Source organism: Winogradskyella algicola, from assembly GCF_005869935.1.
Classification (GTDB): Bacteria; Bacteroidota; Bacteroidia; order Flavobacteriales; family Flavobacteriaceae; genus Winogradskyella; species Winogradskyella algicola.
Map to the genome: position 1 here is coordinate 53,845 of NZ_SZQF01000001.1, position 14,271 is coordinate 68,115.

A 14,271-nucleotide genomic window follows, 5' to 3' on the forward strand; every position below is an offset into this window, starting at 1 on the left:
GTAATAATTAGTAAATTCGCCAGCATCATTAACTAAGGTTTTCAATGACAGAATTCAACTTTAAAAAATGGAATAATATATTAGCATGGCTAGTATTTGCAATCTCTTGCACAGTCTATGCTTTAACTGTAGAGCCAACAGTAAGTTTTTGGGATGCAGGTGAATACATCCTAACATCTTCTAAACTACAGGTTGGACATCCACCAGGAGCACCACTATTTCAGATGATGGGTGCGTTTTTTTCCATTTTTGCGCTAGAGCCTTCTCAAATTGGTATGATTATGAATTTAATGAGTGCTGTATCAAGTGCATTCACCATTTTATTCATGTTTTGGACGATCAGTCTATTATTAGTTAAACTCGTAAAATATAATAAGGACTCTAGCACAAGCAAAGGCATGGCTATTTTAGGAAGTGCTTTTGTAGGAAGTTTAGCATTTACCTTTACTGATTCATTTTGGTTCAACGCTGTTGAAACAGAGGTTTATGCTATGGCAACTTTAATTATGTCTATAATGTTCTATTTAGCGCTGCGTTGGGAACAAGACATGCATAAGCCAAGAGGTAACCGTTGGTTAATTCTTATTGCATTTGTAATCGGGTTGTCGTTTGGTGTTCACTTTATGGGACTGTTAACCATTCCTGCTATTGGCCTTATTTACTACTTTAAGAATTATAAAACCATCACAGTTAAAAACTTTATAATTGCCAATGTTGTTTCAGCGGCTATACTATTGTTTATTTTCAAATTATTATTGCCTTCCACATTAAAACTTTTCGGTTATCTCGAAGTGTTTTTTGTAAACTCAATGGGACTACCTTTTAATTCAGGCACCATAATAACAGGCTTATTAGTTATCGCCCTATTCTATTTTGGATTGAATTACACTCGTAAAAAAGGTATGATTCATGTTAATACATTAGTACTGTGCTTAATGTTCATCTTTATTGGGTTTTCATCATGGATGATGTTACCAATACGCGCTAATGCCAATGTTATTATTAACGAAAATGATCCTTCTGATGCCAGAGAACTATTAGCCTACTACAACTTAGAGCAATATCCAGAAACACACCTATTTTACGGACCACAGTTTACTGAAATTTATTCTGGCGCTGATAAGGATGAACCCTACGTAGATGATAAAAAGAACTATGAACGCGATGAAAAATTAGGCGAGTATGTAGTTATTAACGATTGGGAAGGCACAAAACAAAACTACAATCATGAGCATGCTTCAATCTTACCAAGAATGTGGAGTAGCGAACATGCTGATAACTACATGATGTTTACTGGTTTTATTGACTTTAAGGTAAATCCAAATCTTCAAAAAAATGCTTTTGATGAGGCGTATAGTGTGTTTATGAATGATGCTATGCGACAAGGTCTGAGCGAAGCTGAAGCAGACCAAATCGCTTCGGAACAGGCAAGTTCTTATGCATTGCAAGAAAAACGTCGTTTTGACCAGATTGTTAATGATTTTAGAATGCGTATTAGAAAAGGTGAGGTTGACTATGAAGACTACGATAAGTTTTTAAGACGTTATGGTCAACAGTATTTAGTAGTGGAAAAACCTTCATTTGGTGATAATTTGGCGTACATGTTTCAATATCAGTTTGGTTACATGTATTGGCGCTATTTTATGTGGAATTTTACAGGAAGACAAAACGACATCCAGGGTAAATACGATGACTTTAATGGCAATTGGATTTCTGGTATTAAATTCATTGATGAGCTACATCTAGGCGTATCGCAAGATAATTTACCAACAGAAGTTTTAGAAAATAAAGCAAGAAATACGTATTACTTCTTACCGCTTATTTTAGGATTATTAGGCTTTTTGTTTTTAATGTATTCCGATGCCAAACGCTTTTGGGTGCTTTTAGTTTTCTTTTTAATGACTGGTTTAGCCATACAGTTCTACACAAATATTAGACCTTTTGAGCCTCGTGAACGCGATTATTCTGTAGTTGGTTCTTTCTATGTATTTGCCATTTGGATTGGATTTGGAGTTTATGCTATTTATGACCTATTAAAGTCTAGCGTAAAAACAAAACTATTAGCTCCTGCTGTAACTTTGGTTTGCTTAGTTATTGTTCCTGGTGTTTTAGCTGCAAATAATTGGGATGACCATGACCGCTCAGGAAAATATACAGCTAATGCTATGGCACGCAAATATTTAGAATCCTGTGCACCAAATGCCATACTATTTACAATTGGAGATAATGACTCTTTTCCATTATGGTATTTACAAGAAATTGAAGGAGTTAGGACAGATGTTCGTGTGGTAAATACAAGTTTATTTCAAACAGATTGGTACATCGATCAAATGAAACGTAAGGCTTATGAAAGTGATCCAATTCCTTCGCAATTAACACACAACCAATACAGAGGTAGCACAAGAGATGTAATTATCAGAAGAGAAATCACTAAAGACACGCTACCTATAAGTGACTTTATGGATTTTATATCTAACGATGATCCTAAAACCAAGTTTGGATATGTGGTTAAAGCACAAGGTGAGGATCCTAGACAATACCCAAAACACATTCAAAACACAAATTATTTTCCTACCAGACACATTAGCATTCCTGTTAACAAGTATCAAGTGCTTAAAAATGGTATTGTAAGTGCCAAAGATGCTGATAAAATTGAGGATAACCTATATGCTGAAATTGAAGGAAGTTACATTTACAAAAACAGATTGTTAATGCTAGATATTATTGCCAACAATAATTGGGAACGTCCAATATATTTTACTGGTGGTGCATTTGGTGCTGATGACTATGTTTGGTTAAAAGACTATCTACAACTTGATGGTATGTGCTATAAACTTGTACCCATAAAAACTCCTGTAGATAGAGCCAACCCTTATGACATGGGTCGCGTAGATCCAGACCTTATGTACAATATGGTAAAAGAATGGAATTGGGGCGGAAGCGGTGAAGATATCTATCACGATATTGAAACAAGAAGAAATGGTATTACATATAGAGGCAATCTTGCACGACTAATAGAAGCGCTTATTAACGAAGATAAATTAAAAGAGGCTGAAGAAATTGCAGATATAGCCATGGAGAAAATGCCAGTAGATAAATTTGGCTATCACTCACTCCTAGAACCTTACATAAGTGCTTATTATGAAGTTGGTAACACCGAAAAAGGAAGGGCATTATATAAAGACGTAGCTAAAGTCTATCAAGAAAATCTTGTGTATTACGGAGGCTTGGACGAGTATGACCAAATAAGACTAATTGATGATATCTACTTGGACATACAACGCTATAGAGCTTTAGTAGACCTACTGGTTATTTACAATGACAAGGAGTTTGCTCTAGAAGAAACCAAAAAATTTAATAGTTATTTGAGCTTACTTAAACTTATGGATTCTGATGAAGAGGATGAAGTGCCATTAGATGATCTGGATGTTAATACAATTTTAAACGATACTATTAAAGACTCAATTGTTCCTGAAGGATAACCAAGATGAAGATTATTCCTGCTAAGACACCTGGATTTGTAAAAACTCTATTTCCAAAATTTGTCTGGAATATCAATACCAAAAAAAAAGAGCTCTATCTTACATTTGATGATGGTCCAACACCTGAAATAACGGATTGGGTACTTCAGACTTTACAAGAATATAATGCTAAAGCTACTTTTTTTTGCATAGGAAAGAATATTGAATCTCATCCAGATATTTTTCAATCTATTTTAAAGCAAGGTCATAGTGTTGGCAACCATACGTATAATCACCTCAAAGGTTGGAAAACAAAAACTAAAGATTATATAGATGATGTTGAACGTACTCAGAATTTAATGAATTCAAAAATTGAAAATCATCGATCTTCATTAGAAAATCTTTTCCGACCTCCTTATGGTAAATTTAAAAGTAAACAATCAAGGGTTTTACAAGAATTGGGTTACGAAATTGTGCTATGGGATGTACTTTCGTATGATTGGGATAAATCAATAAGTGAAAAAGCATGTTTAGAAAACATTATTCCTAAAGCCAAGGAAGGAAGCATTATTGTGTTTCACGACAGCATAAAGGCTTCTAAAAACTTAAAATATGTGTTACCTAAAGTTCTAGATTATTATAGTAAAAAAGAATTTGGTTTTAAGGCACTTTCTAAAAGTATTCTTGAATAATACCTATTAATGTATCTGCATCTTGCTCACCACTATGGCGCCATTTCATTTCACCATTTTTGTAAATTATCAATGTTGGTAAACCTTTTACCCGCAATGCTTCTGCTAGTTCTTGGTTTTTATCTACATCAATCTTAATGACTTTGGCTTTATCGCCTAATGCTGCAGCAACATCTCTTAGAATAGGATGCATTGCAACAGACTGGTCATTCCCTTCTGTATAGAAGTCTAATAGTACCGGAATATCGACATCTATTAATTCCCCAAATTTTGACATATAGTATTGTTTTAGTCAAACGAGTTATTACAAACCTACATAAAAATATTGCTCAAAACATAGAGTAAGTTCATAATGAACTATATAAAAATAAACAATTGTTAGCAATTATGCCTCTTTTGACCCTTTTTTAAGCTCTATAACAGTAATCTCTGGCCATATACCAACCCTTCCTGGATAGGCTAAAAAGCCAAAACCTCTATTAACATTGATATATTGCCCTAAAGCTTCATAAATACCTGCCCATTGATTATATCTCCATTTTGCTGGGCTCCATTTTATCCAACCTGGTATTTCAATACCAAATTGCATACCATGGGTATGTCCACTCAGAGTTAAGTGGTAGTGGTAATCATCATTAACGACCTCAGCATCCCAATGACTTGGGTCATGCGTCATTAAAATTTTAAAATCATTAGAGCTTATTTGAGAGGAAGCTTTCTTTAGATCTCCAGCTTTTTTAAAACCACCTTTCCCCCAATTCTCAACTCCAACAATGGCGATTTTATCACCATCCTTTTCAAGATATCTATGCTCGTTGAGTAATAAATCAAAACCGATTTCTTTTTGAATATCTTTTAAGTCTTGCAGATTTTTTTTCTTCTCTGCAGCTGAATTCCAATCTACATAATCACCATAATCGTGGTTTCCAAGTACTGAATACTTACCATCTTTCGACTTTAGTCTACCAAAGGTTTCTTTCCAAGGCAACATTTCAGATGCTTTGTTATTCACCATATCACCAGTAAACAAAATAATATCAGACTGTTGCTCATTAATCAAATCAATAGCATATTCAATCTTTTCTTTGTTATCAAAGCTTCCTGAATGTATATCGCTGATTTGAGTTAATTTATAACCATCAAAAGCGTCTGGTAAATCTTCAAAATGTAAGGTGTAATTAAGCACTCTAAAATTGTATTTCCCTTTAACCATTCCGTATAACAAAGAAGCAAATGGAATAGCTGCCAAACCTAGACCAATTTGACTTATAAATTTACGTCGACTAGGCACATGCAAAACTTCATTTTTAGCTATAAACTTATCGTATAACCCATAAAAACCTCTTATAATATCCTCACCCAAAAGAATAGGCAACAAAACCAAATTTATAGACATGAATGATAATAAAAACCCAAGTGCATAGCTTTTTGCTGGGCTTAATACGCGTCCTTCGCTAGAGACTGTAAACTGAATAATAAAATTACCTACTACAATTACTGCAAGACCTAAAAACAAGTAATGTAACCAACTCTGCTTTGTTACAGTCTTAATAGCCTGAAAAGCATAAAGTGTGAGCAAAATATAAATGATAATAAAGATAATCCATCGTGTCATAGAACAAATATAAAGTATATAAAACCCTAAAGTTTAACAGTTACTTTATATTTAACGCTATGTTAAGATTTACTATCTTTCAGGAACTAAAATCTCTACCAAGTGCGTAATGTTTTGTTCTTAAGTGTCTTTAGCTTACTTCTTTTTCAATGTAATAATGATCAAGTCATTAAACCTGCAATAAAAGACCAACCGCTCATCAACTACGTCAACACATTTATAGGCACTGGTGGTCACGGCCACACCTATCCTGGTGCAACGTTGCCTTTTGGCATGATGCAACTGAGTCCAGATACGCGCTTAGAGGGTTGGGACGGCTGCTCGGGTTATCATTATACTGACAAATACATCTACGGATTTTCACACACGCATCTTAGCGGCACAGGCATCAGCGATTATGGCGATGTGCTTTTAATGCCAACCAATAAAGTGATTTTTAATAATGGATCTGATGGAAAATCTGGTTATCGAGCTCACTTTTCACACGAGAATGAAAGTGCTGAACCTGGTTATTATAAAGTGTATTTAGACTCAACAAATATTGATGTTGAATTAACAGTTTCTAAACGCAGTGGTATTCATAAATATCAGTTTCCATCAGCTGAAAATCAATATCTTATTTTAGATTTAGAACACAGAGACAAACTTTTGGGTTATAAAATTAACAAGGTAAACGACACAGAAATTAATGGCTACAGACATTCTTCAGCTTGGGCTAAAGACCAGCGTTTGTTCTATCATATCAAATTTTCACACCCAATAAAAGCCATTGTTTATGATGATGGCGAAGGTGTAGCTGTGAGTAAAAACTATAAGTTTGAAAGTAAAAAAGCCATCATTCAATTTGAAAACCCAAACAACGAACCAATATTCATTAAAACAGGAATTTCAGCCGTTGATGAAGCTGGTGCTTATAAAAATTTGGAAGCCGAAGTTTTAAACAAAGATTTTGAAACCGTAAAGCAAGAAGCACAACAAGCCTGGGAATCTCAACTTGAAAAAATTGTTATTGAAGGTAATGACTTAGACAAAAAAACCAATTTCAATTCTGCATTATATCATACAATGATTGCACCAAATATCTATCAAGATGTTGATGGCCGTTATAGAGGTATGGATTTAGAAGTTCATCAAACCAAAGATTTCGATTATTACACTGTGTTTTCACTTTGGGATACATACAGAGCTGCTCACCCGCTCTACACCATCATAGAACAGGACAAAACCAATGATTTCATCAATACATTTTTGGCAAAATATGATGAAGGTGGCATAATGCCAATGTGGGATTTAGCAGGAAATTATACTGACTGTATGATAGGCTACCACGCTGTACCTGTTATTGCTGATGCCTATTTAAAAGGTATTAGAGGCTACGACGCTGAAAAAGCTTTTGAAGCAATGAAACATTCGGCAACGCGAGATAAATTTGGGTTAGAAGCGTATAAAAAATATGGTTTTATACCTGTTGATGAAGAAAGCGAATCGGTTTCAAAAACCTTAGAATATGCTTATGATGATTGGACAATAGCTCAGATGGCAAAAGCGATGAACAAGGACGACGATTATAAAACCTACATTCAACGTGCGCAGTACTACAAAAATGTGTTTGACCCAAGTAGTAAATTTATGCGTGGACGTTTTAGAAACACGTGGTTTTCTCCTTTCGACCCTTATGAAGTTAACTTCAATTATACCGAAGCCAATGCTTGGCAGTATAGTTTTTATGTACCACAAGATATTTCTGGCTTCATAGATTTATTGGGCGGAAAAGACGCTTTAGAAGCACAGCTTGATGAATTATTTTCGGCAAAAAGCGAAACTTCGGGACGTCATCAGTCCGATATTACAGGTTTAATTGGCCAATATGCGCACGGCAACGAGCCGAGCCACCATATGGCTTACCTTTATAATTTTGTAAATAAGCCGCATAAAACGCAAGAGAAAGTTCATCAAATTTTAACCGAACTCTATAAAAACGATCCAGATGGTGTTTCGGGAAATGAAGATTGTGGACAAATGAGTGCGTGGTATGTATTAAGTTCTATGGGCTTCTATTCTGTAACACCAGGTTCTAATCAATATATCATTGGCGCACCACTTTTTGATAAAACCACCATTAATCTGGAAAACGGAAAACAATTCAACATCACAGCACATAATCTTAGTGACACCAATAAATATGTAGAATATGTGTATTTAAATGGCGAAAAACTGAACAACACCTACATCACTCATAACGACATAGTGAATGGTGGTAATTTGGAATTTCATATGACGGACAATCCAGCAGTTTGGGGAAGTCGAGACGGTCAAGAGCCAAAAACCGAAATAACAGATCATATTATTTTACCGTCTCCATTTATTGAAAAAGGCGATATCACTTTCAGAAGTTCAACGGAAGTTGTTTTAAATACTTCTGAAAAAGATGCTAAGATATTTTATGCTATAGATGATGAAGATTTTCAACTTTACCAAACACCTTTCAGTATAACAGAAGACACAAAGGTGAAGTTATATTCTGAAAAAGGAACCCTGAAAAGTCCTGTACTAACCACACCATTTTATAAGATTGATTCAAACCTAAGTATAACACTTGAAAGTGAATTTGCCAATCAGTATTCAGCAGGTGGAAATGATGCGCTTATAGATGGTATTAGAAGCACTAAAAACTACAGAACAGGCAGCTGGCAAGGTTACCACAATAGAGATTTAGTGGCTACCGTAGATTTGGGTGAAGAAAAATCTGTAAATCTTGTGACCATTAACTTTTTGCAAGACCAAGGAGCTTGGATTTTTTACCCAACAGAAGTGAACTGTTTGGGCTCAGTAGATGGAGAGCAATTTTTCGCAATTGAAAAACAAGCAAGAAAAATTGATGCAGCTAAAAGATCAAATGAAATTGAAATTAAAGAAGTTTATTTCAAACAAGTTCCAAAAAAATATAGATACATAAAAATCATCGCAAAGAAATTAGGCGAACTACCAGAATGGCATTTAGGCTACCCAATGGATGGCAGAAGCTGGATTTTTGCTGATGAGATTTCAATAAAATAAAACTGTCATTTCGAGTGTAGTCGAGAAATCTTTGATACTTAATTATCTTTAGCATCTCGACTTGCTCTGCAAGGTGCATTCAGTAAAAATATATTTTTACTTCAACCAATGCTCGATGTGACAGAAAAATAGAATTAAAAAAACTAACTAACAATTATATGAGCAATCAAAACAACAAATCAGCTTTAGCAACCTTAGTCACCGTTTTCTTTTTTTGGGGATTTATTGCTGCATCCAACAGTGTATTTATTCCTTTTTGTAAAACGTATTTTAATATTGACCAGTTTCAGTCGCAGTTGGTAGATTTTGCCTTTTATGGTGCGTATTACATCGGTGCTTTGTTATTATTTATTCTTTCTGGTTCTATCAAAAAAGATATTATGAATAGTTGGGGCTACAAAAACGGTATTATTTATGGGTTATTACTTTCAGCAGTTGGTGCTTTTGTAATGTATCCTGTAACTGCAGGTGCTGAACAAGGTCAAACAGGTGTATTTTATCTGGTGCTCATCGCGTATTTTATTGTGGCTTTAGGGTTCTCACTGCAACAAACCGCTGCCAACCCATTTGCTATTGCACTTGGTGACCCAAAAACGGGTTCACATCGCTTAAATTTAGCTGGTGGTATTAATTCCTTCGGAACAACCATAGGTCCTGTTGTGGTAAGTTTAGTCATTTTTGGTTCTGCAAGTTGGAGCACTGATGAATTAGCATCTATGATTGCCAATAATGAAATTACACTAATGACAGTACAACAACTTTATCTTGGTGTTGGAGGATTATTTTTAGCTGCAGCAGCATTATTCTACTTCTCAAAAAAATTACCAGCCTTAAAATCTGAAACCGCTTTTGAACCTGCTAATAAAGCCAGAAACCTACTCATTGTTTTAACCTTAGTTATTGTTGGATGTTTCGGTTATATTTTTAGCACTTATTCTGGTAATACTGAAGCCACAGAAGACCTTGAACATATAAGATTAATGGTTTTATTCATTGCGCTTTTAGCTGTTATCGCAGCAGTTTTTGTTGCTAATTCTAGTGCAACTAAAAAACCTGAAGGTTGGGGAGCGATGAAATATCCACAACTGGTTTTGGGTATGCTAGCTATATTCACCTACGTAGGTGTAGAAGTTACTGTGGGTAGTAATCTTGGCGAACTATTGAAACAGGAGTTTGAAAACTCAGGTCTTAATGCCTTAGGCTTACCTGTTTTGAATGACTCTCAACTAGGTTCATACATCTCGTTATATTGGGGCGGATTAATGATTGGTCGTTGGGTTGGTGCTATTACGGTTTTTAATCCAAGTAAAGGTCTTAAAAAAGCCTTGCTTATCATTGTACCTTACATTGCTTTTGGTGTTATCATCCTAGTAAATTCTATAAAATATAGCTTTAGTACTGATGAAATTTTGTTCTTTGCCGTTTGTATTGCCGTTCAAATCGGTGGTTTCTTCTTAGCTAAGGACAAACCTGTTCAAACTTTAAAAATTTTCAGTTTATTAGGCATTATTGCAATGCTCATCGGTTTATTTGCTTCTGGTAATGTGGCTTTATTCGCCTTTATTTCTGGTGGGTTATTTTGCTCTATAATGTGGCCTTGTATTTTTACCTTGAGTATTGCAGGTTTAGGAAAGTACACCTCACAAGGTTCTGCGTTTTTAATAATGATGATTTTAGGTGGTGCTATAATTCCACCTGTACAAGGGAAGCTAGCAGATGTATTTACCATTCAATCATCGTACTGGATTGCTGTTGTCTGTTTTATGTATTTATTATTTTATGCATTTAGAACAAAGACTGTTTTAGACAAACAAGGTGTTGAATATTAAATCTTAGATTTTGAAACGAAGAAACTTTATAAAAAATGCAGCATTAACAAGTGCAGGATTAGCCATTGGAAATTCATTAACCAGTTGCAATAATTCTGAATCTAAAGAAGAAAATAATGAGACTATCGTTTCAACAGATGAGGAAAAATCACCTTTAGTAATTGCCACTTGGCACGTAAAAAATGCTACTGCAAGAGCCATGGAAATACTACAATCTGGCGGAACTTCTCTAGATGCTGTTGAGCAAGGATGCATGGTTGAGGAAGCTGACGTTAAGAACAGTTCTGTTGGTAAAGGTGGATTACCAGACAGAGATGGAAACGTGACGCTAGATGCCTGTATTATGGACAAGCACGGAAATTGTGGCTCAGTGGTTTATCTTCAAGATATAACACACGCAGTATCCGTTGCCAGAAAAGTAATGGAAGACACACCTCATGTTATGTTAGCTGGAGAAGGAGCTAAACAATTTGCAATTTCACAAGGTTTCAAAGAAGAAGATTTACTTACGGATAGTTCCAAAAAAGCCTGGGAAGACTGGAAAATAAAAAGCGAATACAAACCGATAATTAATATTGAAAATCACGACACTATAGGTATGCTAGCCATTGACAAAAACGGAGATATTGCTGGCGCTTGTACCACAAGTGGATTGGCTTACAAAATGCAAGGCCGTGTTGGCGATTCGCCAATTATTGGTTCGGGATTATTTATCGATAATGACATCGGAGGTTGTGTTGCTACAGGTTTAGGTGAAGAAGTGGTTAAAACTGTTGGTAGCTTTTTAGTGGTAGAACTAATGCGTCAAGGTAAGTCGCCTCAACAAGCTTGTGAGGAAGCCATCAGTAGAATTGTTAATAAACCCAACAGTAACTACAAAGATTTTCAGGTAGGTTATATCGCAGTAAACAAAAAAGGAAAAACTGGTAGCTATTCCATACATCAATGGTTTAGTATGACCAAGTTTCAAGATGGAATTAATGAGCAAATTCAATCCGATTTTTATTATGAGGCAGAAAATTCTTAAATTAAAGAGCTATTAACTCTTAAATTTATTCAATTGAAATTTTTCTGGATTTTTCTTTTCATCCCTTTTCTTTCAATTTCTCAAAATAACGACCTAAAAGACCAACTCAGAGACGCAATAGAAAGCACATCTAATATCGAGAAAAAGGTACAGTTTCATGTTGATCTGGCTTGGGAATACATTATGGAAGAAAATGATAGTGCTCTCATATATTCTAATAAAGCCTATGATTTTTCTAAACTGAGCAACTACCCACTTGGTCAGGCTATTGCTAAAGAAACTAGTGGACTCTATTACGAAATTGTAGATGGTAATTACGATAGAGCGAGTAGTCTTTATTTTGATGGTATAGCAATCTGTGAAGAAAATAATCTAGACTATGACAGTTCAATTTATCATTCACTTGGAGTGATGTTTCACACATCAGATAATTATGAAAAAGCATTAGAATATTATACAATTTCTTACGATAAGGCAAAAGAAGTGGATGATTTAGAACTTCAAAAAAAATGTCTTATCAATCTAGGTACTATTAATTCCTCTCTAAACAACTTCTTAGAAGCAGAAGAACTTCTTTTAAAAAGTCTTGATATAAATACGAGAGAAGAATTAAATTTTGATACCTATGCCAATTTGGGTAATTTATACATTAGGCAAGAAAAGTTCAGAGACGCATTACCTTTTTTAGAGAAAGCTACTATACAACATCCTGATAACTATAATTCTGAAGAAAACCTCACGTATCTCATCAATGCAAAAATTGCACTAAAAGATACTTTGGGAATGCAACCTATTATAAAACGTGCAAAAGCATCGTTAGAAAGCACTACAGCTTTAAGAAACAATAGTATAATGACGATGTCGCTATCTAACTATTACAGAAGTATTGGTGATTTTGAAACTGCTTTATCCTACAGAGATGATTACTTAAAGATGTACGAGTCAATCAAAGAAAAACAACGAGATCAAACCGTCTATGAGTTAGAAACTAAATATCAGACTGAAAAAACAAAAGAAGCCCTCGAAAAAAAAGAAAAAGAAGAGCAATTGTATATAACACTTTTAGTTATAGGTGTTATTATCGCTTCAGCCTTAGCTTTTTTATTATACAATAACAGAAAGAAAAAATTACAACTAGCTAGACAAAAGCAACTCCTCGAAGCCACTATAGATGAAAAAAATGTGTTGCTTAAAGAAACCCATCATCGCGTAAAAAATAGTTTTCAAATCGTATCGAGTTTACTTTATCTACAGTCTGAAAGTGTTGAAGACAAAGAAGCTAAAATAGCCATTAAAGAAGCTGAAAATCGTGTGCGTTCTATGGTCTTGATTCACCAAAAACTTTATAACAAAGACGAACTTGTTGGTATAAATACCAAGGACTATTTTAACGATTTGGTAAGAGACATTTTTGAAAGCCATCAGTTTAAATCAGAGCCTATCACTTACAATCTAGATATTGAGCCCTTAGTATTGGACATCGAGACTATTACTCCTGTTGGTCTTATTTTAAACGAGCTCATCGTTAATACATTAAAGCATGCTTTTGATGAAGTGACTTCAAAAAGTAAAATCGATATCTATTTTAACAAAGTCGAAGACCACCTAGAACTAAAAGTAATTGATAATGGGAACGGATTTGAAGGCGAAGTAAAAAACACATCATTTGGTATTACATTGATGAAAGCCCTTTCAAAAAAGTTAAATGCATCGCTCAATTATATGTCTAAAATCAACGAAGGTACAGAAGCTCAACTTATCATAAAAAAATATAATTTGCTATAAATCCGCATTTCACTCACTAAAAAAAACTAGGCATTCACTAAAAAAAGATAATTGTAAATTAGTGTTTGTCTAGTTTAATATTCTAAAATATAAATAACCTTGAAATCTCTTAATATTTACATCGTTGAAGATGAGCCGCTTATAGTTTCAACAATTGAGGTGGCTTTGCGAAAACAAGGGTTTTATGCAATTGGTGATGCTGAAGATTTTAATACAGCATTAAAAGACATAGAGCGTTTAAAACCAGACTTAACACTCATCGATATTCAGCTTTCAGGCGAAAAGGATGGTGTGGATTTAGCCACGGAACTCGATAAACGACACAAGCCCTACCTTTATTTATCTTCACAAACGGATCCAAATACCATTGAACGTGTTAAACATACCAACCCTTTGGGTTATATTGTTAAACCATTTACCGAAACTGGTCTTAGAACCAATATAGAATTGGCTTGGCATAACTACAAAGATGCGCAACAGCACTATTTAACCATTAAGCACGAGGGTAGGTTACACCGTATTAACGAAAACACCATTAGCTATCTTAAAGCTTATGATAATTATTGCTATGTGATAACACAAACAGACACCTTTCTGGTACCGCATACCCTAAAACATGTCTCAGAGCAGTTAGAAAGTGAGGATTTCATAAAGGCACATCGCTCTTATGTTGTTAATTTAAGTCATATTATAAGTGTAGACAAAAATACAATTACATTAAAAAACGATACCATTCCTGTTAGTGCATCACACAAAAGCTTAGTAGTCAGCAAGCTAAAAGGCAAGTAATACAGATTATCGGCAC

At 34.7% G+C, this 14,271-nt stretch carries 9 protein-coding genes; 7 read left to right on the forward strand and 2 right to left on the reverse strand.

Annotated features, from left to right (window positions below; translation table 11 throughout):
* Window positions 1-44 precede the first annotated feature (44 nt).
* Window positions 45-3,482, forward strand: a complete 3,438-nt coding sequence (locus FC091_RS00225; RefSeq protein ID WP_138432274.1) for a glycosyltransferase family 117 protein — start codon at window positions 45-47, stop codon at window positions 3,480-3,482.
* Window positions 3,483-3,487: 5 nt separating this feature from the next.
* Complete coding sequence (locus FC091_RS00230) at window positions 3,488-4,153, forward strand: polysaccharide deacetylase family protein (RefSeq protein ID WP_138432275.1); 666 nt, start codon at window positions 3,488-3,490, stop codon at window positions 4,151-4,153.
* On the opposite strand, the gene FC091_RS00235 is transcribed toward FC091_RS00230, so the two are convergent.
* The gene (locus FC091_RS00235) at window positions 4,134-4,430 is read right to left on the reverse strand and encodes a thioredoxin family protein (RefSeq protein ID WP_138432276.1); all 297 of its coding nucleotides are present in this window, start codon (window positions 4,428-4,430) and stop codon (window positions 4,134-4,136) included. The genes FC091_RS00230 and FC091_RS00235 overlap by 20 nt on opposite strands.
* A 108-nt stretch (window positions 4,431-4,538) precedes the next feature.
* Window positions 4,539-5,768: a metallophosphoesterase gene (locus FC091_RS00240; RefSeq protein WP_138432277.1), complete on the reverse strand. Its 1,230-nt coding sequence runs from the start codon at window positions 5,766-5,768 to the stop codon at window positions 4,539-4,541.
* Between the two features lie 102 nt (window positions 5,769-5,870).
* On the opposite strand from FC091_RS00240, the gene FC091_RS00245 reads away from it, so the two are divergent.
* The 5 genes from FC091_RS00245 to FC091_RS00265 all read left to right on the forward strand — a co-directional run bounded on the left by FC091_RS00245 (window position 5,871) and on the right by FC091_RS00265 (window position 14,255).
* Window positions 5,871-8,825 carry a GH92 family glycosyl hydrolase gene (locus tag FC091_RS00245; RefSeq protein WP_138432278.1) on the forward strand — a complete coding sequence of 985 codons (2,955 nt, stop codon included), beginning with the start codon at window positions 5,871-5,873 and terminating at the stop codon, window positions 8,823-8,825.
* Between the two features lie 158 nt (window positions 8,826-8,983).
* A complete protein-coding gene (locus FC091_RS00250; RefSeq protein WP_138432279.1) occupies window positions 8,984-10,654 on the forward strand; it encodes an MFS transporter in 1,671 nt (556 codons plus the stop codon).
* A gap of 10 nt (window positions 10,655-10,664) precedes the next feature.
* Complete coding sequence (locus tag FC091_RS00255; protein ID WP_138432280.1) at window positions 10,665-11,681, forward strand: isoaspartyl peptidase/L-asparaginase family protein; 1,017 nt, start codon at window positions 10,665-10,667, stop codon at window positions 11,679-11,681.
* 33 nt (window positions 11,682-11,714) lie between these two features.
* Window positions 11,715-13,466: a tetratricopeptide repeat-containing sensor histidine kinase gene (locus FC091_RS00260; protein ID WP_138432281.1), complete on the forward strand. Its 1,752-nt coding sequence runs from the start codon at window positions 11,715-11,717 to the stop codon at window positions 13,464-13,466.
* Window positions 13,467-13,565: 99 nt separating this feature from the next.
* Entirely contained in the window at window positions 13,566-14,255 is a 690-nt protein-coding gene (locus tag FC091_RS00265; RefSeq protein ID WP_138432282.1) for a LytR/AlgR family response regulator transcription factor, read from the forward strand.
* Window positions 14,256-14,271: the final 16 nt, after the last annotated feature.